Source organism: Salinimicrobium xinjiangense DSM 19287 (assembly GCF_000423585.1).
GTDB classification, from domain to species: Bacteria; Bacteroidota; Bacteroidia; order Flavobacteriales; family Flavobacteriaceae; genus Salinimicrobium; species Salinimicrobium xinjiangense.
Genome location: NZ_KE384056.1, coordinates 111,233 through 132,894, shown reverse-complemented (window position 1 = coordinate 132,894; position 21,662 = coordinate 111,233). Strand labels below are relative to the sequence as shown.

Here is a 21,662-nt window from a genome sequence, read left to right as displayed (position 1 = left end):
TCCTGCCTAATTTTTACATTTTTGGAAAGTTGTGTGTACACGGGGGAAATTGTAACTTTCCGAAGGTTAAAATCAGGTTATGAAAATCTTTCAGGAGAAGCAATTTGTCAAAAGATGGTGGTTGTTAATGTTCATGCTTGCCATAATTGTCATTGTCGTAGGCACTGCCTATTATGCGACTTTAAAGGCACATGAAGATACGGCGGTTATTGTTTCCCTCATTAGTCTGGCAATCACCATGCCTGTAGTTTTCGCACTCGCATACCTACGCCTTGAGACAAGGATTGATAAAACAGGGATAACAACACAATTCCAACCCTTTGGGTTCACCAAAAAGTTTTTTAACTGGAGTGAGATAGAGAAATGTCATGTACGAAAAGTGAATGCCAGAAAAGAATATGGAGGCTGGGGCATTCGCGGATTAGGAACTATGGACAAAGCTTACCATATTTACGGTACAGATGGCATCCAGATCAAGACCTACAATAGCGGAAACTTTCTCATTGGAACTCAGCGGCCCCGGGCTGCCGAAGACATCATTAACCTATATAGAAAAACATGAAAAACAGCATTTTTGTCCTACTATTATTGGTCTGTTCTATAAGTGCAGCACAGGAAAACAACTATCAATCTGTCGGTCTCGATATTAATGAATATATCAAGGGTACTCTCGTTACTCCCGGAAATAATGAGAAAGCACCTTTGGTCTTAATTTTACAGGGATCGGGGCCTACAGACCGCGATGGTAATCAATCTTTTTTAAAAAACGACGCATTGAAGAAACTTGCTCATGCCCTTGCAGAAGAAGGCATTGCGAGTTATCGCTATGATAAAAGGATCTTTCAGGTGCAGCGGCTGGGAATTAAGGAACAGGACATGAGGTTTGATGACTTCGTTACCGATGCAATCACTGCCATAGACCATTTTAAGACTGAACCTGATTTTTCCAAAATCATAGTTCTGGGTCACAGTCAGGGATCTCTCGTAGGAATGATTGCTGCAAAAGATCGTGCAGATGCTTTTATTTCTGTCGCCGGCCTTGCCCAACCCATTGATTCGGTTTTGACAACACAGGTAGCAGCGCAATTGCCGGGCCTGAAAGAAAATGTGCAGCAGGCTTTTTCTGAATTGAGGAGCCATGGTAGCACCTCAAGTTATAATCCGGTACTGGAGTCTATTTTTCGCCCTTCGGTTCAGCCCTTTATCCTGTCCTGGATGAAATATCACCCACAGGAAGAAATTTCCAGTCTTGATATACCTGTACTTATAATTAACGGCACTAACGACCTCCAGGTCAGTGAAACAGAAGCAGAACTTCTAAAACATGCTTATCCCAAAGCACAACTGGCACTTTTTGAAAACATGAACCACATCCTTCGAAAAATAGAGGGGGATGACCTAATGAACAATAAGTCTTATAATGAACCGGGACAACCCCTGCACCCGGAATTGATACCTCAACTGGTAGAATTTGTACGAAGCATTGAATGAATTATAAAATTGTATTCTCAGACATTGACGGAACTTTATTAAACAAGGACAGAGAGCTTTCTCCTCTAACCCTGCGCGTAATTCGCAAGCTTCAAAAGCAGGTACCCGTTGTTCTTATTTCATCCCGAATGCCGCAGGCTATGCAACACCTGCAGGAGGAACTGCATATTGGTCATCAACCGCTAATTTGCTATAATGGAGGGCAGGTTATTGTGAACGGAGAGACTGTAAGCTCCACTGAAATTCCATGGGAGACCATATGGAAATTACACACTTTCAATAAGAATTTCGGGTGCCACCTCAGCCTTTTTAATGATACTGAATGGTATGTTCCCCAAATGGATTTTTGGGCAAAAAGAGAACAGAACAATACTAAAGTTATTCCGCAGGTAAAACCGGTCGGAGAGGTTCTCCGGGATTGGAAAAAATCAGGAAAAGGAGCTCACAAGATTCAGGCTATGGGTGAGCCTGATATTATTGATGCACTTGAAAAATTCCTCTTCAGCAATTATAAAAACCACCTGCACCTGTATCGTTCGAAAGACACTTACCTTGAAATAGCGAATAAGGAAGTATCTAAACTTACAGCCATAAAAGTTTTACTGGATTCCCATTTTAACTTCAACCTTCAGGAAAGTATAGCATTTGGAGATAATTTTAATGATTATGAAATGCTTAAGGCAGTTGGTATGGGTATCGCCGTGGGAAATGCCAAACCGAAAATTCTTAAGATAGCTAAAAAGATCACCGGGCACGGAAAAGAAGATGGGGTGGCGATTAGCCGGCAGGAACTTTTTAACCTTTTCTGATTTTAATAAATTTTTAAGACACTGCTAAAAATTGTATTTTGCCGGCCTTAAAGGCTATATATGGAAAATCCCCCCCTCTTTACCAACGACGCGATAGTACTCGGAGTATTGATGCTTTCTCTTGGTTTTGTATTCTTTACCTCTTCCAAACAGAAAGGGTTTTGGTATAAATTTTACAAGGTAGTACCGGCTTTATTAATGTGTTACCTTCTTCCGGCTATATTTAATTCTCTGAATATTATTTCCGATGAAACTTCCCGCCTTTATTACGTTGCCAGCCGATACCTCCTGCCGGCCTCTCTTGTTTTAATGACCCTGAGCATTGATCTTAAGGCAATTTTTAACCTGGGACCTAAGGCGCTAATTATGTTCTTTACCGGGACAATAGGGATTATCATTGGAGGACCTTTAGCTATTCTTCTTATATCCATTTTTTCTCCGGAAACGGTTGGAGGAGTCGGTCCCGATGCTGTATGGCGTGGTTTGTCAACTCTTGCCGGTAGCTGGATTGGTGGTGGCGCCAACCAGGCTGCCATGCTCGAGATATTTGAATACAATCCTGACCTTTACGGAGGAATGGTGCTTGTTGATATCGTAGTCGCTAACCTTTTGATGGCGGTACTGCTTATGGGTATCGGAAAAAGTGAAAAGATTGACAGGTGGTTGCAGGCCGATAATACAGCAATAGAAAACCTTAAAAAGAAAGTTACCGCTTATGCCGAAAGTGTGACCAGAAATCCTTCCCTTGCAGATCTAATGATTATGCTGGCTTTAGCTTTTGGAGCAGTTGGCTTTGCACACTGGGGAGCCGATGGTATTTCCTCCTATCTTTCTGCAAATTATGAGGTCTTCAGCGATAATAAATCTGCTCTCTCCTCCTTCTCATCAAATTTTTTCTGGATGATCTCTATTGCCACAGCTGTTGGTATCATTCTTTCCTTCACCCGGGCAAAAGAATATGAAGGTGCGGGAGCCAGTAAGTTGGGAAGTGTATTTATATATTTTCTGGTAGCTACTATCGGAATGAAAATGGATCTAACGATGGTTTTTGATAATCCCGGACTTATTGCTATTGGTTTGGTGTGGATGTCAATACACGCCGGCCTGCTCGTTCTCGTAGCAAAAATAATTAAAGCGCCTTACTTCTTTCTTGCTGTAGGCAGCCAGGCCAATGTTGGAGGTGCAGCCTCTGCCCCGGTTGTGGCCGCAGCTTTCCACCCTTCCCTGGCAACAGTGGGAGTATTGCTTGCAGTCTTTGGCTATGTAGTAGGAACCTATGGTGCTATATTAAGTACAATTCTTATGCAAATGGCCGCCGGCGGATAAGCTTCAAAACCTAAATTTTTAGCATCTTTGCGCGCATTTATACCTCAACACAAAACATGAAAAGATTCGGATTATTTATTCTTTTACTATCCCTGATTGTTGCCTGCTCCGGTGAACAGACTAACCTTGAAATACAGGGCAAGGTACAGGGACTTAAAAAAGGGACCATTTTTCTTCAGAAAATAGAAGATACTACGCTTGTAACAATTGACAGCGTGATTATAAAAGGGAATGAAAATTTCACTTTTAAAACCTTTATTGAAAGCCCGCAGGTAATGTACCTGTATCTCAATAAAAAGGATAATAGTAATTATAATGACAGAATTTTATTCTTTGCCGAACCGGGAAAGATGATCGTTAATACCACTCTCAAAAATTTTGAAGGGGATGTTGTGGTCGAAGGTTCCGAGAATCAAAAAAAGCTAATGGAATATGAAGCCATGATGCAGCGTTTCAATACCAGGAATCTTGAGCTTATCCAAAAGAATATTGAAGCCCAGCAGCTCGAAGATAATGAGACACTGGACTCTACGAATAAAGAATTCGAAAGCTTAATTAAAAGAAGATATCTGTACACAGTGAATTTTGCGCTGAATAACAATGACAGGGAGATAGCTCCCTACCTCGCAATCTCTGAAATTTTTGATGCTAACTTGAAATATCTTGATACCATTTATTCCTCACTTACCCCGGAAATTAAGGAATCATATTATGGAAAAAGTCTTGAGGAGTTCCTCGAGGAAAGAAGAGAAATGGAAAAAAGCAATTCAACTTCTTCCAATCAGGAATCCTGATCCTAAAAGATGTCAGAATATATTATCCCGCCCTACCCGGCGGGATTTTTATTTAAGGGCATTTTAAACAGCTTTAGTAGTTCATTAGGAATACCTTTTTTTCAGAATTCTTATTTTGTGGCAAAGCAGAACCATGAAAAAGAATTTTGAGATTAACAGGGAGTATGACTTTATATGCGTCGGCGGAGGAATTATGAGTGCAACTCTGGCACTTATGCTGAAAATCCTGGAACCGGATCTCAAAATTGTAATTTTTGAAAAACTGGATGAAGTTGCGCTGGAGAGTTCGGCTGCAGAAAATAATGCGGGTACAGGACATTCAGCTTTTTGCGAACTGAATTATACTCCCCGAAAAGTAGATGGAAGCATTGATACCTCTAAGGCCGTAAGAATATTTGAGGAATTCGAAATTTCCAAGCAGTTCTGGTCATATCTTGTAAAGGTCGGAATGCTTCATAATCCGGATGAATTCATCAACAGTATTCCACATCACGCCTGGGTGCCCGGAGAAAAAAATGTCAAATTTTTAAAAGATCGTTTTGAAGCCATGAACTCTCATTTTATGTTTGAGAGCATGAAATATACAGAGGACCATGACATAATGAAATCCTGGTTTCCTTTGATCATGAATGAACGTTCCAAAGACGAAAAACTGGCTGCTACAAGAATGGAACTAGGGACAGGGGTTAACTTTGGAGCTTTAACCCGAAAGATCTTTGCCATTCTTCGGGAAACTTTCGATGTTCCGGTACTTCTCGAACATGAAGTTCTGGACATCGATCCGGGACGCAAAGACAAATGGCTGGCAGAAATACAGGATCTTAATACCGGGGATAAAACCTATTATGATGCAAAAAATGTATTTATAGGTGCCGGAGGTGGTGCTCTGCCCCTGCTCCAAAGGGTAGAAATTGATGCCAAACACGGTTACGGCGGATTTCCTATTAGCGGACAGTGGTTATTCTGTAAAAACGAAGAACTTATAAAGCAGCATTCTGGAAAAGTGTACAGCAAAGCCGAAGTGGGTTCGCCTCCAATGTCTGTTCCTCATCTTGACACACGTTATATAGACGGAAAGAAGGAATTGATGTTTGGTCCCTTTGCAGGCTTCAGTACAAAATTCCTTAAAGAAGGTTCAAGAACAGACCTTCCAAGATCTCTCAACCTAAGCAATCTTCCGTCAATGTGGGGAGTTTTTTGGCACAATCTGGACCTTACAAAATATCTCATTGAACAGGTTAGTATGACCCATCAAGACAGAATAGAAGAACTGCGGATCTTTATAAAAGATGCAAAGCCTGAAGATTGGGAGCTGCAGGTCGCGGGCCAAAGAGTACAGATCATAAAAAGGGACCAGGAACAAGGTGGAGTTCTTGAATTTGGGACAGATGTTATTAACAGCAGGGATGGTTCTATTACAGCTCTGCTTGGGGCTTCTCCCGGAGCATCGGTTTCGGTGAAGATCATGCTGGAAGTACTTGAGATCGTTTTTCCTGAAAAACTGGCTTCCACCCAATGGCAAAAAAAACTTGACCTAATGGTCCCTTTTTGGAACAGAGATATTCGTAATTACGAAACTGAATTTAAAAAGGTACAGGCAGAAGCTTCAGAACTTCTGAAACTTGATGTGCTTCATTAAGATTTGAGACATGAGATTTGAGATTTGAGATTTGAGATTTGAGATTTGAGATTAAAAAAATAAAAAGAATTTCAGAAAAACCGGAACTAATTCTTAATTAGGATACGGTAAGAACCGCGCAGTGAATAGTGGCGGCAGTAAGCGGAAGAAATTTTTTGAACCTTGAATTTTGAACTTTGAATAAAAAAAGCTTCCGAAAAGGAAGCTTTTTTTGAGCCGATGGAGGGACTCGAACCCACGACCTGCTGATTACAAATCAGCTGCTCTAGCCAGCTGAGCTACATCGGCAAAGACTCTGTATCTACAGAGCGTTTATTTTTTCTACAAGATCTCTGGCCTTAGCCTCGAATTCATTTTCTATTCCTTTAAAATGCTGCTTTCTATTCTCAACATCTTTTTGGTTCATCTTACCGATCAATTCATCAAATTCTGAAATTGCCTCTTCAACGATCTCTTCAGATTTTGCAGGATCTTCTTTAGGATGAGTTATCTGATGCAGGTAAGCCGCCTCGATAATATCTCCAAAAACGTAATTGATATCTCTTTTTAATGTTCTTCTGTTCGCCATCGCTTCACAAATTTTTCAGCAGCGAATTTACGTTATTTCCCGATTCAAAGAACACTAATTTGAAAAAAAATTACTCCCCTCTGTAAGTCACAAAATTTCTGGGAGTTTCATATAAAGTAACCTCCAGATCAAGGTGTAAACCCAGTTCAGACCTCAACTTTCTCCAGATTATCACAGAAATATTCTCGGCAGTAGGATTGAGTTCCTTAAATTCCGGAACTTCTTCATTGAGATTCTTGTGGTCAAAAGCAAGTTCGATCTTCTGGTATATAAGCTCTTTAAGATCCTTAAGGTCCATTACAAAGCCAGTCTCTTCATTGATCTCTCCTGTCACTGCAACTATAAGTTCATAGTTATGTCCGTGATAATGCGGATTGCTGCATTTACCAAAGACTTTCCTGTTCTTTTCCTCATCCCAGTCCCTGCGATGCAACCGGTGAGCAGCATTGAAATGAGCCTTCCTGTGGACCGTTACTTTCATTGCCGGATGTGTTTATAATATTTATCAAAGATAATCTTAAACCATTCAGTATAAAGCTCAGGATTTTTCTTCATATCCTCCTTTAACTCTTCCAGACCTACCCATTTATAATCATCGGCTTCTTCGGGATTCAAGTTGGGCTCCTCGTTATAATAACCTACAAGAATATGGTCAAATTCATGTTCGGTTAACCCGTTGTCAAAAGGGGCTTTATAAATAAATGAAACCGTTTCCTTTAAATCTGTAGTAAAGCCCATTTCTTCCTGAAGTCTTCTTTTTCCGGCAGCTATATTGCTTTCCCCTTCCCGTTGATGGCTACAGCAGGTATTGGTCCATAGTCCCGGGGAATGATATTTACCGAGTGCCCTTCGCTGGATCATGAGCTCATTCCTGTCATTGAACACAAAAACCGAAAAAGCCCTGTGTAGCAATGCTTTTTCATGAGCTTCCATTTTGGGCATTAACCCAATCTGCTCATCTTTTTCATTCACCAGGATTACTTGTTCTTCTTTCATTGCAAAAATTGAACTCCAAATGTACAAAATCAGTCGGGAAATTACCTTTTTTGACAACTTAGAAAAGCCGGAAAGGAGTAAGTGACTAAGCAGCGAATTCACGATCAAATAATTATCTTTGCAGCTTTAAAGAAGAATATGAAATTTTCAGAAGAGATCAAGAGACGAAGAACCTTCGGGATCATTTCTCACCCCGATGCCGGTAAAACCACATTAACAGAAAAGCTGCTCCTTTTTGGAGGTGCGATCCAGGAAGCCGGGGCTGTGAAGTCTAACAAGATCAAAAAAGGAGCAACCAGTGACTTTATGGAAATTGAGCGCCAGCGGGGGATATCGGTCGCAACTTCTGTACTTGCATTTGAATACGAGGGAACAAAAATTAATATCCTGGATACTCCCGGGCACAAAGATTTTGCTGAAGATACTTTTAGAACGCTCACGGCAGTCGACAGTGTGATTGTTGTAATAGACGTTGCCAAAGGGGTCGAGGAGCAAACTGAAAAACTTGTGGAAGTCTGCCGCATGCGAAATATTCCTATGATCGTTTTCATCAATAAACTTGACCGTGAAGGAAAAGATGCTTTTGAATTGCTTGATGAGATCGAACAAAAATTGAATCTTACGGTAACTCCGCTCAGCTTTCCTATCGGAATGGGTTATGATTTCAAAGGGATCTATAATATCTGGGAACAAAACGTCAACCTTTTTACAGGAGATCCAAGAAAGGATATAGAAGAAACTGTGGAGATCTCTGACCTTGCTTCTAAAGAACTGGATCAACTCATTGGCGAGAGAGCAGCAAACACTTTACGTGAAGAACTGGAGCTCGTTCACGGCGTATATCCGGAATTTGACAAAGAAGCTTATCTGGCGGGGAACCTGCAACCGGTTTTCTTTGGATCGGCTTTGAACAACTTTGGAGTTCGGGAATTGCTTGATTGTTTTATTACTATTGCTCCTACTCCCCGCCCAAAGGAAAGTGACAGCAGGAAAGTCGAACCCGATGAAAAAGATTTTACCGGCTTTGTTTTTAAGATCCACGCTAACATGGACCCCAAGCACAGAGACAGGCTGGCTTTTATAAAAATTGTTTCAGGAAAATTTGAGCGGAATAAGCCGTACCTGCATGTACGACACGGGAAGAACCTCAAATTCTCCAGCCCAAATGCCTTTTTTGCTGAAAAGAAGGAAATTGTTGATGTTTCTTATCCTGGGGACATCGTAGGTCTTCACGATACCGGAAACTTTAAGATTGGAGACACTTTAACTGAAGGAGAAGAACTGCAATACAAAGGAATCCCGAGTTTCTCACCGGAACATTTCCGTTATATCAATAACGCCGATCCCATGAAATCCAAGCAACTTGAGAAAGGGATTGATCAGTTAATGGATGAAGGAGTAGCCCAGCTTTTTACGCTCGAACTTAACGGAAGAAAAGTAATTGGAACTGTGGGCGCACTGCAGTTTGAAGTGATACAGTACCGATTGGAGCATGAATATGGAGCAAAATGTACTTATGAAAACCTGAACGTACACAAGGCATGTTGGGTAGATCCTGAAGATCCCAAAAGTGAAGAATTCAAAGACTTTAAAAGAGTAAAATCAAAATTCCTGGCTCATGACAAGCGCGGACAATTGGTTTTTCTTGCCGATTCTGCCTTTTCGCTACAGATGGCACAACAGAAATATCCCCACATCAAATTCCATTTCGTTTCGGAATTTAAGTAGTATAGAGATTTTAGTATTGAGTACTGAAAATACCTTTCAAAAATGACATTTTTGAAAGGTATTTTTTTCTAATCTTAATCCTTCCGGGAATCAAAACTTCTTTTCCCTAAGAGGATCTCAAAAAATAGCTTGAAGTCAGAAATGAGGCTCCAGAAAGGATATCTGAAAGTGGCAGGTTTATTCTTTTCAAAAAAAGCATGACCTACCCAGGCAAATCCGTAGCCAACCAGTGGTAAAAAGATCCATTCCCAGCCCCACCCGAAGAAAATAGCTGCAAATAGTAACACAAAGACCAGGAAAGTTCCTGTAAAATGTAAAATCCGGCTGGTCTTATTTTGATGTTCCGTGAGGTAATATTGATAAAACTGCCTGTAAGATTGAATTCTCTCTGCCATATAACTCCTTTTATTTCTTTAATAATTTCTCAAAGCAAAAACTCTTTTCCACTCCGGTGTACTGCCCGTAATTTGGAAATCTGAGATAGCCGGTTTTATGATAAAGCCTGATTGCCTCCGGCTGATTTATTCCTGTTTCCAAAATACATCTTTCATAACCGAGTTCCCCCGCCCATTGTTCCAGCTCTGCAAGAATTTTTGCAGCATAACCTTTCCCTCTACTCTCTCTGGAAGTATACATTCTTTTCACTTCGGCAGTTTTATCATCATAATGCTTAATGGCTCCGCAGGAAACAGGAAGATCGTTCTCGAAAAGAACTACAACATGTTTTATGGAATCCAACTTATTAAATTGGTCATAAAAAGAATGTTCCTCACCATCGGTAACAGCCAGCTCTTCATCAAGCTCTTTAACCAGTTTGATGAAATGTTGATCTGTAGCAGTTGTGTGCTTAATTTTTAGGTCACTCAATCTATTTGTTTTAGAAATTTTACCGGTACTTCATCCGTTAACCACACTCCATTGTCTGACCTGAAAAAATCAATACCCTCTTCAAACATTTTCCCTGCGAGTACTTCGAAAACTACAGGTTTCCCATGTCTTCCTCCTACTTCCATAGCGGAGGGAAGGCTTTCGCTTAAATGAACATGATGTCGGATTTGTTTCAAAATGCCAGTATTTAATATAGAAGAGACATTTCTTCCAGCAGTACCGTGATAAAGAATTGGAGGCGGTACCTTAGGCTCATAAGCCAGATCCACCTTCACGGAATGCCCCTGATTTGCTCTAATTTTTGTTGCATCCTTGTTAAAACTAAACCTTTTCTTGTTATTTGAATCCACAATTTCCCGAAGGATCTCGAGATCCAGCTGTTTTCCATGCTTTTGAACTTTAGAAATCAGATCCTCGACAAATGCCCACCCCTGCTGATCCAGCTGAAGTCCCACAATCTCTGGTCTATGTCTGAGAATTAGGCTCAGAAATTTACTGGATACAGGTTTCTTCTCATTTTCCATGAACAACTATAAAGCTTGCATAAAGAAGAATTACTGAAGGGTTATGATCCTAATTTAACAGGCACATCTGACAATTCCGTAATAGCATCAGGTTTTTTGTTTCTCTCTTTAATACCGATCAATTCAAAAAGACCAGCCATAAACAACCACAAAGGCAAGAGGAAAAGAAATGCAGCCTCTTTCACACCAAAAACGTCTATGGTGGAATATGCCATAGCAATTGCCATGATTATCAGGATCATCCCTGTGGGAATCCTAAACCATTATTAGCACTCCCCCGAAATAGTCCGGCGATAAAACACCAGAAGAGAACCATCCCGATTATTCCGAAGAAACCGGCCGCGATGTAATCCATTGTATCTGCCGCTTCCAGCAGAAAAATAGCGCAATAACAAAAAATAAGACCCAAAGTAAGCCTGGAAATAATCCAGAAGATACGGGTGAAATTAAAGAAAGTTCTGACAGGCTTCATTTACTAAATTAAAGAACAGGTTTAGCAGGGAAAAGATAAATATAGAAAATTTAGTCAAAGGAGAAGCTAGAGCTTTTTTAGTAGACATCCAAAGGCCATTTTAAAGCTCTATTTTCTTCGCCTTTCCTCATTGAATTCCTGAATTATAAGGTTGTAAAATGATAAATTGCAAATGCCGCATAGGAAATTCCGGACAACCACATTGCGCCGGTGATGAACTTCCCTGGTTTAACTGGTGCCGGTAACCTGGTGCGGTTGAGGTGCAGTGTTAGAAAGACCACTACAGGAGTATGTACGGCGGCTATGGTTCCTGCTATGCTAAGGATATGCACCGGATCTTTTACCATAAAAAAGGCGGCGATAGGTAGAACAGCCCCAAACACAATGGCATAAAAGAGCCGTAGCAATTTTTTATTGAGTAAAATACTGGTGGTTTTCTTCCGGAACTTACTTTGTTCCCCGAGAGGTTCAGCTTCTTCCTCGGCAGCACTGGGAATTTCGGGATCGATCATTTCCTTCTTCTTAAGAAATGGCATAGCAAGAATGACCGTTCCATCGGCAAACATACGTCCATAGCCATCCTGGTTGGACAGAATGGTTCCTAATAAGGCTATCATGATGCCCACGATCAAAAACCAGCGACCGGCCTCACCCCAAATTCCCGAAAGAAGTTTAGTGAGATCTTCAGCTACTGTTATCCCTTCGGGAATAGTACCTTCCGGGCGTAACAGTTCTGTACCCAGGATAAGAAAAGAGATGAGGATAAGACCTCCTCCAACTACCCCAATGGCCGCCGTAACACTCATGGTGGAAAACCAGCTCTTTAATTCCTTATAGTCCTCTTTTGCCGATTTATATTCATTTTTTCTTTCTTTAGGTTCGATGGTTTTAACATCTTCCAAAGCGGTAAGATCACCTCCGTAGCCTCGTGCTGAAACCCAGTAAGAGAACCACATGATTCCGGAGGCTCCCGCGAGAATAAAACCTACCCATGGGATGACAAACTCAACGTCTGTATCTTCAGGAAAAGATGGAAGTATTCCAGAAATTAAGTCAGATGAATCAGGAAAAACCATTATAGCACTTACTATCACCACTGTTACCAGTAGAGCAGCAAGGACAGAAGTTACTCTTTCTATTACAATATAGGTGCCGGTAATCACCAGGACCAAACAAAGAAGGATAAGGCCCGTGGCATAGATCTCATAGGCCCATGGAACTGCAATCATTAGGGTACTGCCTGCAAGAGCAGCTATCCCGGCAATGGTTACTACAGCCGCAACCATTTGGGGAATGAGTATGAAATAGAGTGTCCAGTTACTGGAACCGGAAATATCTCTGTATCCTTCGAAAATTGTATTCCCTGTTACTACAGTATATCTACCCACTTCCCGGATCATAACCCACATAAAGAACATAAAGATAAGGGCCATCCAAAGAAATTCGTAACCATAACGGGCGCCCACCCTCGGCGTAAAAAGAACAGAACCCGATCCAACTGCCGAAATCATCCACAAAAGTCCGGGACCATACCATTTCAGTCTGTCTTTTCCTTTTGGTGCTTCAGGTAAATCTTTTCTTCGTTGCTTTTCTGCCATACTTCACCAGATTTGCCTTCTTAAAATCTTAAAAATAAGTCTTATATGAAATTATATAATCTTAAACTAAGACTAAACTTTTCTGAAAAAGAAGCAATACGGGAGGTCATCAAAAAAGTAACGGGCACGAAAAGAGATTTTCTTTTCCAGATACCCGTTAATCCTAATTCTTAAAAAAAATAACCCAGAGAATTTATGCCTGCCCGGTGGGACCAAAATTTAAGGGAATGTTCGGCTGGTCGTACTCCTTTATTTCACCATGTGCTTTTTCAAACCTGTTGACATTATCTGCCAGAGCTTTTAATAAGCGCTTTGCATGTTGCGGAGTTAAAATAATACGCGATTTCACCTTACTCTTGGGTGTTCCGGGCATAATGCTAACAAAATCAACTACAAATTCCGATACAGAATGATTGATTATTGCGAGGTTCGAATAAGTGCCTTCAGCTACTTTTTCATCAAGTTCTATATTGATCTGTCCTTTTTTTTGCTTTTTAGGATTGTTATTGTCGTCGCTCATTATTATGTTTTTAATTCAATTTAAAAGTACAAAAAAATCCCGACCGTTATGGTCGGGATTCTTCTCTTCATAGGAAGGTGCTATTGCATCCTTCTAGTTATAATTAACTTCCTGCTTTTTTTCAAGCATTTCGTCAAATTCTTCTTTAGAACCAACAATGATATGTTCGTACTCCCTTAGACCTGTACCGGCAGGGATTCTGTGTCCAACAATAACATTTTCTTTAAGTCCTTCAAGTTCATCCACTTTACCGCTTACGGCTGCTTCATTGAGTACCTTCGTAGTTTCCTGGAAGGATGCCGCAGAAATAAACGACTTGGTTTGTAGCGATGCCCTGGTGATACCCTGTAGTACAGGTGTAGCCGTTGCAGGGGTCACGTCTCTCGCAGTTGCAAGATTCTTATCCTCTCTTCGAAGAATAGAGTTCTCATCTCTCAACTCACGCGGACTAACAAGCTGCCCGGGTTTCAGGTTTTCTGAATCTCCAGCATCTTCAATCACTTTCATTCCGAAGATCTCATCATTTTCCATAATGAAATCATCCTTGTGTACCAGTTGATTCTCAAGGAATATGGTATCTCCCGGATCGACGATTCTTACCTTACGCATCATCTGTCTCACAACTACCTCGAAGTGCTTATCATTGATCTTCACTCCTTGCAGTCGGTACACTTCCTGTACTTCGTTTACAAGATACTGTTGTACAGCGCTTGGTCCTTTAATTGAAAGGATATCTTCGGGAGTTACAGACCCGTCAGATAGCGGCATTCCCGCACGTACATAGTCATTTTCCTGAACAAGGATCTGGTTAGAAAGTTTCACAAGATACTTCTTAACTTCTCCAAGTTTCGATTCAATAATGATCTCACGGTTACCACGCTTTATCTTTCCGAAGGAAACAACTCCGTCAATCTCACTTACAACAGCAGGGTTAGATGGGTTACGGGCTTCGAAAAGCTCGGTTACCCTTGGAAGACCTCCTGTAATATCTCCCGACTTGGAAGACTTACGTGGAATCTTAACCAGGATCTTACCTACCTTGATCTTATCCTCATTATCCACCATAAGGTGAGCTCCAACAGGAAGGTTATAAGAACGAATTACCTCGTCTTTTTTACCAAGGATCTGAAGAGTTGGGATAAGCTTCTTGTTACGTGATTCAGAAATAACTTTTTCCTGGAATCCTGTTTGCTCATCGATCTCTACCTGATAAGTCACCCCTTGCTCAATATTCTCATACCTGATCTTACCGGCAAATTCTGAGATGATCACCCCGTTATAAGGATCCCACTGACAAATCACTTCGTCTTTATCAACCTTGTCCCCGTTCTTAATAAATATCTGCGATCCATAAGGAATGTTACTTGTACTAAGAACAATTCCAGATTTGGCATCTTTCAGTTTAAGTTCGGAAGTTCTGGAAATTACGATCTCAGCCTCACCACCATCAGGAGCTTCTCCTTTAACAGTTTTAAGGTCTTCGATCTCTGCAATTCCGGGGAACTTCGCGATCAATTTATTTTCTTCAGAAATGTTTCCTGCAATACCACCCACGTGGAAGGTACGAAGGGTAAGCTGTGTTCCCGGTTCTCCAATAGACTGGGCAGCTACAACTCCAACCGCTTCTCCTTTTTGTACCGTTTTATTGGTAGCCAGGTTACGGCCGTAACATTTCACACATATTCCTTTTTTCGCCTCACAGGTAAGCGCAGATCTTACTTCAACACTCTCAATTGGTGCCTCGGTGATCTTTTTAACGATCTCCTCGTCAATCTCAACCCCCGAAGTTACCAACAGCTCGTTAGTCAATGGATTATACACATCATGAAGTGCGGTTCTACCAAGAATTCGCTCACCAAGAGATTCAACGATCTCTTCGTTCTTCTTCAATGGAGAAACATCCACACCTCTTAATGTTCCACAGTCTTCCTCGTTGATGATCACATCCTGTGAAACGTCAACAAGACGACGGGTCAGGTAACCTGCATCGGCAGTTTTAAGCGCCGTATCGGCAAGACCTTTACGTGCACCGTGAGTAGAAATAAAGTATTCAAGAATCGAAAGACCTTCCTTAAAGTTGGAAAGAATAGGGTTCTCAATAATCTCACCACCACCCGAGGTTGATTTCTTAGGCTTCGCCATCAAACCACGCATTCCGGTCAACTGACGGATCTGTTCTTTAGATCCCCTCGCGCCCGAGTCAAGCATCATGTACACCGAGTTAAATCCTTGCTGGTCCTCACGAATACGCTTCATGGCTAATTCTGTTAAGCCGGCGTTCGTAGAAGTCCAGATATCAATAACCTGGTTGTAACGTTCGTTGTTTGTAATAAGACCCATGTTGTAGTTTCCAATAATGGATTCTACCTGCTCATTAGCATCATCGATCATGGATTGCTTCTCCTCCGGAATAATAATATCTCCCAAACTGAAAGATAATCCTCCACGGAAAGCGAAACCATATCCCATTTCCTTAATAGCATCAAGGAATTCGGCAGTTTCAGGAACACTGGTTACCTTAAGGATATTTCCAATAATATCACGTAAAGACTTCTTGGTAAGAACTTCGTTCACAAAACCTGCTTTTTCCGGCACGGCCTGGTTAAACAAAACTCTACCAACTGTAGTCTCAATGATCTGATTTACCAGATGTCCTCCTTCGTTGAAATCTTTAGCACGAATTTTAATGATCGCGTTAAGATCAACCATTTTCTGGTTATAGGCAATCACTACCTCTTCGGCTGAATAGAAAGTAAGGCCTTCTCCTTTAATTGGCACTTCGGGAGTAGATTTTCTGGACTTTGTCATATAATAAAGTCCCAAAACCATATCCTGAGAAGGTACTGTTACAGGAGAACCATTAGCAGGGTTCAAAATGTTATGTGAACCTAGCATCAACAGCTGCGCCTCAAGAATAGCCTCTGGTCCCAGCGGAAGGTGAACAGCCATTTGATCCCCATCAAAGTCGGCGTTGAATGCAGTACACGCTAGTGGGTGCAACTGGATCGCTTTACCTTCAATAAGTTTTGGCTGGAATGCCTGGATACCAAGTCTGTGAAGGGTTGGGGCCCGGTTTAGCAACACAGGGTGCCCTTTCAACACGTTCTCGAGAATATCCCAAACAACAGGTTCTTTCTTATCTATAATTTTCTTTGCAGACTTCACAGTCTTTACAATTCCTCTTTCGATAAGTTTTCTTATCACGAAAGGTTTATAAAGCTCGGCTGCCATGTCTTTTGGAAGACCACACTCGTAAAACTTCAATTCCGGTCCTACAACAATTACCGAACGTGCCGAATAATCCACACGCTTACCAAGCAGGTTTTGACGGAAACGTCCCTGTTTTCCTTTTAAGGAATCTGAAAGGGATTTCAACGGCCTGTTGGAATCGGTTTTTACTGCTGAAGATTTTCTGGTGTTATCGAATAACGAATCCACAGATTCCTGTAGCATACGCTTTTCGTTACGAAGAATTACTTCAGGAGCTTTGATCTCCATTAAACGCTTCAAACGGTTGTTACGAATAATTACACGACGGTAAAGATCGTTCAAGTCTGAAGTTGCGAAACGTCCTCCATCAAGCGGCACCAATGGACGCAATTCCGGCGGAATGATTGGAATTACCTTCATAATCATCCACTCCGGACGGTTCTCGCGGTTTTTATTTGCATCACGAAGTGCTTCCACAACCTGAAGCCTTTTAAGAGCTTCAGTTTTACGTTGTTTTGAAGTTTCGTTGTTCGCTTTATGTCTTAATTCATACGAAAGTGCATCAAGATCAATACGCTGCAGGATGTCGATAAGACACTCTGCACCCATTTTAGCGATAAATTTGTTTGGATCGTTTTCATCCAGGTAAAGGTTTTCCTGCGGAAGGGTATCCAATATGTTCAGGTACTCTTCTTCAGTTAGGAAATCCATTTTCTTCAACGGAGACCCATCTTCATTCTTGGCAATACCCGGCTGAATTACCACGTATCTTTCGTAGTAAATGATCATGTCTAATTTCTTAGACGGAAGACCAAGCAGGTAACCAATTTTGTTAGGTAAAGAACGGAAGTACCAGATGTGTGCAACAGGAACCACAAGGTTGATATGCCCTACACGATCTCTACGCACTTTCTTTTCAGTCACCTCTACACCACATCTGTCACACACAATTCCCTTGTAACGGATCCTTTTGTATTTTCCACATGCACATTCATAATCCTTTACAGGACCAAAGATGCGCTCGCAGAAAAGACCGTCCCTCTCGGGCTTGTGCGTACGATAATTGATAGTTTCAGGCTTTAAGACCTCCCCGCGTGATTCGGCAAGAATCGACTCAGGAGAAGCCAAACCTATAGAGATCTTGTTGAACCTCTGTACTGTATTCTTATCATTATTTCTAGCCATAATACTTTTTATGTAGTAATCAGTTTTCAGTAAACAGTATTCAGTAAATTGTACCGGATACTGCTTACTGCCTACTGGTGACTTTTTTATTCTTCTAATCTAATATCTAATCCCAGACCTTTCAGTTCGTGCATCAACACGTTGAAAGATTCAGGTAGTCCTGGTTCTGGCATTGGCTCACCTTTTACAATGGCTTCATAAGTCTTGGCTCTTCCTATTACATCATCAGACTTCACAGTAAGGATTTCACGAAGGGTCGCCGAAGCACCGTATGCTTCAAGGGCCCAAACTTCCATCTCTCCAAAACGCTGTCCACCAAATTGAGCTTTACCTCCAAGAGGTTGCTGCGTGATCAATGAGTACGGCCCGATTGAACGTGCGTGCATCTTATCATCGATCATGTGACCAAGCTTAAGCATATAGATCACCCCAACAGTCGCAGGCTGGTCAAAACGATCTCCGGTACCACCATCATAAAGATAAGTGTGACCAAATCTTGGAATGCCCGCCTCATCTGTCAATTCATTGATCTGATCAAGTGTTGCACCATCGAAAATCGGAGTAGCAAATTTTCTACCCAACTTCTGTCCGGCCCATCCAAGAACAGTTTCATAGATCTGCCCGATGTTCATACGTGAAGGTACCCCCAGTGGGTTCAACACGATATCAACAGGTGTACCATCTTCAAGGAACGGCATATCTTCCTGGCGAACGATCTTGGCAACAATACCTTTGTTACCATGACGTCCAGCCATCTTATCTCCTACCTTAAGCTTACGCTTTTTAGCGATGTAGATCTTGGCAAGTTTAAGAATACCTGCAGGAAGTTCATCTCCAACAGAGATGGTGAATTTCTCTCTCCTAAGGTTACCCTGGATGTCATTCTCCTTAATTCTGTAGTTGTGCAGAAGATCTGCAACTAACTGGTTAAGGTGATCATCTGTAGTCCAGGTTCCCTGAGTAAGGTGAGCGTAATCATCAACTGCATGCAGCATCTTCTGAGTGTACTTCTTACCTTTTGGAAGGATCTCTTCCCCAAGATCGTTCATTACACCCTGTGCAGTTTTACCACCTATGATAGCGAAAAGTTTGTCAACCAGTTCTGCCTTTAAAATAGCAAATTTCGCTTCATATTTTTTCTCAAGTGCAGCAACATCTTCCTTATCCTGTGCTCTCTTACGTTTATCCTTAATGGCGCGGGCAAATAATTTCTTATCAATTACCACACCTCTCAAAGATGGAGAAGCTTTTAGAGAAGCATCTTTTACGTCACCTGCCTTGTCACCAAAGATCGCTCTAAGAAGTTTTTCTTCAGGAGTAGGATCACTTTCTCCTTTAGGAGTGATCTTTCCAATAAGAATATCTCCCGGCTTAACCTCGGCACCTATTCTAATCATTCCATTCTCATCAAGGTCCTTAGTAGCCTCTTCTGAAACGTTTGGAATGTCATTTGTCAATTCTTCATTACCAAGTTTGGTATCTCTAACTTCAAGAGCGTATTCATCAATGTGAATAGAGGTAAAGATATCATCTCTCACCACTTTTTCAGAGATCACGATCGCATCCTCAAAGTTGTAACCTTTCCATGGCATGAAAGCAACCTTCATGTTGCGTCCAAGAGCAAGTTCCCCTGCCTCGGTAGCATAACCCTGACAAAGTACCTGACCTTTAGTTACCCTGTCTCCTACTCTTACGATCGGCTTCAGGTTAATGGAGGTACCCTGGTTGGTTTTTCTGAATTTTACCAGCTCATAAGTCTTGGAATCCGAATCAAAGCTAACCATGCGCTCTTCCTCGGTTCTGTCATACTTAATAGTGATCTTCTGAGCATCAACATATTCTACAGTTCCTTCTCCTTCGGCATTGATCAATACTCGTGAATCTGTAGCTACCTGTCTTTCCAGTCCGGTACCTACAATTGGAGAATCAACTCTCAACAGAGGCACGGCCTGGCGCATCATGTTCGATCCCATCAAGGCACGGTTCGCATCATCATGCTCCAAAAATGGAATAAGAGATGCAGAAATAGAAGCGATCTGGTTTGGAGCAACGTCAATGTAATGAACACTTGTTGGCTCAACCAGCGGGAAATCACCTTCCTCACGGGCAGTAATCCTCTCGCGCTCAATAGTACCATCATCAGAAATAGGGATGTTCGCCTGGGCGATCAATTTTCCTTCTTCTTCTTCAGCACTTAGATAACGAGGCGCATCTTTTGTATTCACTTTACCATCTATCACCTCACGATAAGGAGTTTCCAGGAATCCCATGGAATTCACTTTCGCATAAGATGAAAGAGAAGAGATCAAACCGATGTTTGGTCCTTCAGGAGTTTCAATAGGACAAAGTCTTCCGTAGTGCGTATAGTGAACGTCACGTACCTCGAATCCCGCACGCTCACGCGAAAGACCACCTGGCCCAAGAGCCGATAATCTTCTCTTGTGAGTGATCTCTGCAAGTGGATTCGTCTGGTCCATGAACTGAGACAACTGGTTGGTACCAAAGAAAGAGTTGATCACAGAAGAAAGTGTCTTCGCGTTGATCAAATCGATTGGGGTAAACACCTCGTTGTCACGTACGTTCATACGCTCACGAATAGTTCTCGCCATACGGGCAAGACCTACTCCAAACTGCTGAGACAGCTGCTCTCCTACTGTTCGAACACGACGGTTAGACAAGTGATCGATATCATCAACTTCAGCTTTGGAGTTAATAAGTTCTATAAGATATTTTACAATGGTGATGATATCCTCACGGGTAAGCACCTGCTTATCCATGGTCACATCAAGACCAAGTTTTTTGTTCATTCTGTAACGACCTACTTCTCCAAGGCTGTAACGCTGATCTGAGAAGAAGAGTTTGTCAATGATTCCGCGTGCAGTTTCCTCATCTGGCGGTTCTGCATTACGAAGTTGACGGTATATATGCTCAACCGCTTCCTTTTCGGAGTTGGTTGGATCTTTTTGTAATGTATTATGGATAATAGCATAATCCCCGGTTTGATTATCTTCTTTGTGAAGAAGAATGGTCTTGGAGCCGGTTTCTACTATTTCTTCTATGTGTTCTTTTTCAAGAACGGTATCACGATCTAAGATGATCTCATTTCGCTCAATAGAAACTACCTCTCCCGTATCTTCATCTACAAAATCTTCATACCAGGTATTCAATACACGGGCGGCGAGTTTACGACCAAGCACTTTCTTAAGTCCAGTCTTGGAAACCTTTACCTCTTCAGCAAGGTCAAAGATCTCAAGAATGTCTTTATCTCGCTCAAATCCAATGGCACGGAAAAGTGTGGTAACAGGTAATTTTTTCTTCCTATCGATATACGCGTACATCACGTTGTTGATATCGGTAGCGAATTCAATCCAGGATCCTTTGAATGGGATCACACGGGCAGAATAAAGTTTCGTTCCGTTGGCATGGAAGGATTGTCCAAAGAATACTCCGGGAGACCGGTGCAACTGAGAAACGACTACGCGCTCAGCTCCATTGATACAAAAGGTACCACTTGGGGTCATGTAAGGAATAGTCCCCAGATACACATCCTGAACAATAGTTTCAAAATCTTCATGTTCGGGATCTGTACAGTAAAGCTTTAACCGGGCTTTAAGCGGCACACTATAGGTCAATCCACGCTCAATACATTCCTGAAGAGAGTATCGCGGCGGGTCCACAAAATAGTCTAAAAATTCTAGTACGAATTGGTTACGGGTGTCCGTAATGGGAAAGTTCTCCATGAAGGTATTATATAAACCTTCATTTCCTCTTTCTTCTGATTTTGTCTCTAGTTGAAAGAAGTCCTGGAATGACTTGATCTGGATATCCAGAAAGTCGGGGTAAGCAGGCCTGTTCTTTACAGAAGAGAAACTCAATCTTTCAGTTTGCGTTGCTAACATCAATGGACGGAATTA

Annotated in this window: 20 protein-coding genes and 1 tRNA gene; 8 read left to right on the top strand and 13 right to left on the bottom strand. The window is 41.7% G+C overall.

Annotated features, from left to right (window positions below; translation table 11 throughout):
- Positions 1-79 precede the first annotated feature (79 nt).
- From G564_RS0116095 to mqo, 6 genes are all read left to right on the top strand, one after another.
- Positions 80-562, top strand: a complete 483-nt coding sequence (locus tag G564_RS0116095) for a hypothetical protein (protein ID WP_156879276.1) — start codon at positions 80-82, stop codon at positions 560-562.
- The gene (locus G564_RS0116090) at positions 559-1,491 is read left to right on the top strand and encodes an alpha/beta hydrolase family protein (RefSeq protein ID WP_029038555.1); all 933 of its coding nucleotides are present in this window, start codon (positions 559-561) and stop codon (positions 1,489-1,491) included. The genes G564_RS0116095 and G564_RS0116090 overlap by 4 nt, the downstream gene beginning before the upstream one ends.
- On the top strand, positions 1,488-2,300 hold the full coding sequence (locus G564_RS0116085; protein WP_029038554.1) for a Cof-type HAD-IIB family hydrolase: 813 nt from the start codon (positions 1,488-1,490) through the stop codon (positions 2,298-2,300). The genes G564_RS0116090 and G564_RS0116085 overlap by 4 nt, the downstream gene beginning before the upstream one ends.
- Before the next feature lie 60 nt (positions 2,301-2,360).
- Positions 2,361-3,626 (top strand): DUF819 family protein, encoded by a 1,266-nt coding sequence (locus G564_RS0116080; protein WP_029038553.1) that lies wholly within the window; start codon positions 2,361-2,363, stop codon positions 3,624-3,626.
- Positions 3,627-3,682: 56 nt separating this feature from the next.
- Positions 3,683-4,420, top strand: coding sequence for a DUF4369 domain-containing protein (locus G564_RS0116075; protein WP_029038552.1), 738 nt, complete (start codon positions 3,683-3,685; stop codon positions 4,418-4,420).
- 133 nt (positions 4,421-4,553) lie between these two features.
- Positions 4,554-6,059 carry a malate dehydrogenase (quinone) gene (mqo, locus tag G564_RS0116065; protein WP_029038551.1) on the top strand — a complete coding sequence of 502 codons (1,506 nt, stop codon included), beginning with the start codon at positions 4,554-4,556 and terminating at the stop codon, positions 6,057-6,059.
- 214 nt (positions 6,060-6,273) lie between these two features.
- On the opposite strand, the gene G564_RS0116060 is transcribed toward mqo, so the two are convergent.
- From G564_RS0116060 to idi, 4 genes are all read right to left on the bottom strand, one after another.
- Positions 6,274-6,347 (bottom strand) — tRNA-Thr (locus tag G564_RS0116060).
- A gap of 13 nt (positions 6,348-6,360) precedes the next feature.
- Positions 6,361-6,627: a hypothetical protein gene (locus G564_RS0116055; RefSeq protein WP_029038550.1), complete on the bottom strand. Its 267-nt coding sequence runs from the start codon at positions 6,625-6,627 to the stop codon at positions 6,361-6,363.
- A 70-nt stretch (positions 6,628-6,697) separates the two neighbouring features.
- Positions 6,698-7,108, bottom strand: coding sequence for a 6-pyruvoyl trahydropterin synthase family protein (locus G564_RS0116050; RefSeq protein WP_029038549.1), 411 nt, complete (start codon positions 7,106-7,108; stop codon positions 6,698-6,700).
- Complete coding sequence (gene idi / locus G564_RS0116045) at positions 7,105-7,623, bottom strand: isopentenyl-diphosphate Delta-isomerase (protein WP_029038548.1); 519 nt, start codon at positions 7,621-7,623, stop codon at positions 7,105-7,107. Before idi ends, G564_RS0116050 begins: the two co-directional genes overlap by 4 nt.
- A gap of 138 nt (positions 7,624-7,761) precedes the next feature.
- Here idi and G564_RS0116040 point away from each other — a divergent pair, with 138 nt between their 5' ends.
- Positions 7,762-9,351, top strand: coding sequence for a peptide chain release factor 3 (locus G564_RS0116040; RefSeq protein ID WP_029038547.1), 1,590 nt, complete (start codon positions 7,762-7,764; stop codon positions 9,349-9,351).
- Between the two features lie 74 nt (positions 9,352-9,425).
- On the opposite strand, the gene G564_RS0116035 is transcribed toward G564_RS0116040, so the two are convergent.
- The 6 genes from G564_RS0116035 to G564_RS0116010 form a co-directional block, all read right to left on the bottom strand.
- Positions 9,426-9,746: a DUF962 domain-containing protein gene (locus tag G564_RS0116035; protein ID WP_029038546.1), complete on the bottom strand. Its 321-nt coding sequence runs from the start codon at positions 9,744-9,746 to the stop codon at positions 9,426-9,428.
- A gap of 10 nt (positions 9,747-9,756) precedes the next feature.
- Positions 9,757-10,218 carry a GNAT family N-acetyltransferase gene (locus G564_RS0116030; RefSeq protein WP_029038545.1) on the bottom strand — a complete coding sequence of 154 codons (462 nt, stop codon included), beginning with the start codon at positions 10,216-10,218 and terminating at the stop codon, positions 9,757-9,759.
- Positions 10,215-10,763 (bottom strand): RNA 2'-phosphotransferase, encoded by a 549-nt coding sequence (locus tag G564_RS0116025; RefSeq protein WP_029038544.1) that lies wholly within the window; start codon positions 10,761-10,763, stop codon positions 10,215-10,217. Before G564_RS0116025 ends, G564_RS0116030 begins: the two co-directional genes overlap by 4 nt.
- Before the next feature lie 41 nt (positions 10,764-10,804).
- Positions 10,805-10,990 (bottom strand): hypothetical protein, encoded by a 186-nt coding sequence (locus G564_RS0116020; protein WP_156879275.1) that lies wholly within the window; start codon positions 10,988-10,990, stop codon positions 10,805-10,807.
- An 11-nt stretch (positions 10,991-11,001) separates the two neighbouring features.
- Positions 11,002-11,235, bottom strand: coding sequence for a hypothetical protein (locus G564_RS0116015; RefSeq protein WP_029038542.1), 234 nt, complete (start codon positions 11,233-11,235; stop codon positions 11,002-11,004).
- A 143-nt stretch (positions 11,236-11,378) separates the two neighbouring features.
- Positions 11,379-12,833, bottom strand: a complete 1,455-nt coding sequence (locus G564_RS0116010; RefSeq protein WP_029038541.1) for an Nramp family divalent metal transporter — start codon at positions 12,831-12,833, stop codon at positions 11,379-11,381.
- Positions 12,834-12,878: 45 nt separating this feature from the next.
- On the opposite strand from G564_RS0116010, the gene G564_RS20820 reads away from it, so the two are divergent.
- On the top strand, positions 12,879-13,007 hold the full coding sequence (locus G564_RS20820) for a hypothetical protein (RefSeq protein ID WP_262504850.1): 129 nt from the start codon (positions 12,879-12,881) through the stop codon (positions 13,005-13,007).
- 19 nt (positions 13,008-13,026) lie between these two features.
- On the opposite strand, the gene G564_RS0116000 is transcribed toward G564_RS20820, so the two are convergent.
- The 3 genes from G564_RS0116000 to rpoB all read right to left on the bottom strand — a co-directional run bounded on the left by G564_RS0116000 (position 13,027) and on the right by rpoB (position 21,647).
- Entirely contained in the window at positions 13,027-13,353 is a 327-nt protein-coding gene (locus G564_RS0116000; RefSeq protein ID WP_029038540.1) for a DUF3467 domain-containing protein, read from the bottom strand.
- 93 nt (positions 13,354-13,446) lie between these two features.
- Positions 13,447-17,748: a DNA-directed RNA polymerase subunit beta' gene (gene rpoC / locus G564_RS0115995; protein WP_029038539.1), complete on the bottom strand. Its 4,302-nt coding sequence runs from the start codon at positions 17,746-17,748 to the stop codon at positions 13,447-13,449.
- 86 nt (positions 17,749-17,834) lie between these two features.
- Positions 17,835-21,647, bottom strand: a complete 3,813-nt coding sequence (gene rpoB, locus G564_RS0115990; protein ID WP_029038538.1) for a DNA-directed RNA polymerase subunit beta — start codon at positions 21,645-21,647, stop codon at positions 17,835-17,837.
- Between the last annotated feature and the right edge of the window lie 15 nt (positions 21,648-21,662).